This is a genomic window from Comamonas sp. wu1-DMT, assembly GCF_040187805.1.
Lineage (GTDB): Bacteria > Pseudomonadota > Gammaproteobacteria > Burkholderiales > Burkholderiaceae_C > Comamonas > Comamonas thiooxydans.
On the sequence record NZ_JBANEM010000052.1, the window covers coordinates 1 to 1,033 of the forward strand.

The 1,033-nt window shown below is 61.1% G+C and carries 1 protein-coding gene; it reads left to right on the forward strand.

Annotated elements, in window-relative coordinates; translation table 11 throughout:
- The first annotated feature begins 47 nt into the window (after positions 1 to 47).
- Positions 48 to 980 (forward strand): IS5 family transposase, encoded by a 933-nt coding sequence (locus tag V8Z78_RS26975; RefSeq protein WP_046462337.1) that lies wholly within the window; start codon positions 48 to 50, stop codon positions 978 to 980.
- The last annotated feature ends 53 nt before the right edge of the window (positions 981 to 1,033 follow it).

The window sequence follows — 1,033 nt, forward strand, 5'->3', positions numbered from 1 at the left end:
GGGCGCTGTTGCATAAATCGTCGTTTGGGGTGGGGTAGCCTCGGGCGATGAGTCAGACTCCGCAGTCCAAGCCCCGCTACCGCACCACCAACTGGAAGCAATACAACGCAGCGCTCAAAGCGCGGGGCTCGCTGAGCATCTGGCTGGACAAGGGCATGTCCTGGTTTGCCGCTGCCAGCGGCAAACGCGGGCGCAGCCCGCATTTCTCCGATGCCGCCATCCAGTTTTGCCTGACCATCAAGAACCTGTTTGGACTGGCCTTGCGCCAGACCACTGGTTTTGTTCAGTCTGTGCTGGCCTTGTCTGGTCTGCCGTGGCCAGTCCCCGACTTCAGCACGCTGTGTCGCCGTCAGCGCAGTCTGGATGTGCAGGTCGCATACCGGCCCAGTTCAGCGGGCTTGCATCTGCTGGTTGACTCCACGGGCATCAAGTTCCTGGGCGAAGGCGAGTGGAAGTGCAAAAAGCACGGGCCAGAGCGTCGACGCCAATGGCGCAAGCTGCATATTGGTATTGATGCTCAGACCTTGCAGGTGCGGGCCATCTGCGTCACCACCAACCATGTCACTGATGCTGCCGTATTGCCTCAGTTGCTCGCACAGGTTCCCGCCCAAGAACCGCTGCTGACTGTGACGGGTGATGGGGCTTATGACACGCAGCCCGTCCACGCAGCCGTCATGCAGCGCAATGCCACACCCATCATCCCCCCGAGAAAGAATGCCAGGGTGCGCAAAGGCGATGCCTTTGCGCACCGCAATGCGGCGATTGCCGCATGCAGAAGATTGGGGCGAGGTCTCTGGAAACGCTGGAGTGGCTACCACCGGCGCAGCCTGGTGGAAACCAAGATGCATTGCATCAAACGGCTGGGGGAACGCGTGATGTCACGCACGTTCGAGCGACAGGTCAACGAACTGCACATTCGGGCTGCCATCCTCAATCGGTTCACAGAGTTGGGCTGTCCGCAGACGGCGGCTGTGGCGTAGCCACGCCTGGGGTTGGGGAAGTCTGGCCTGGGGCTGATTTATGCAACAGCGCC

What these genes read in the sequence shown, in the direction of transcription:
- V8Z78_RS26975 (WP_046462337.1), top strand. Translation starts at nt 48, where the DNA reads ATGAGTCAGACTCCGCAGTCCAAGCCCCGCTACCGCACCACCAACTGG.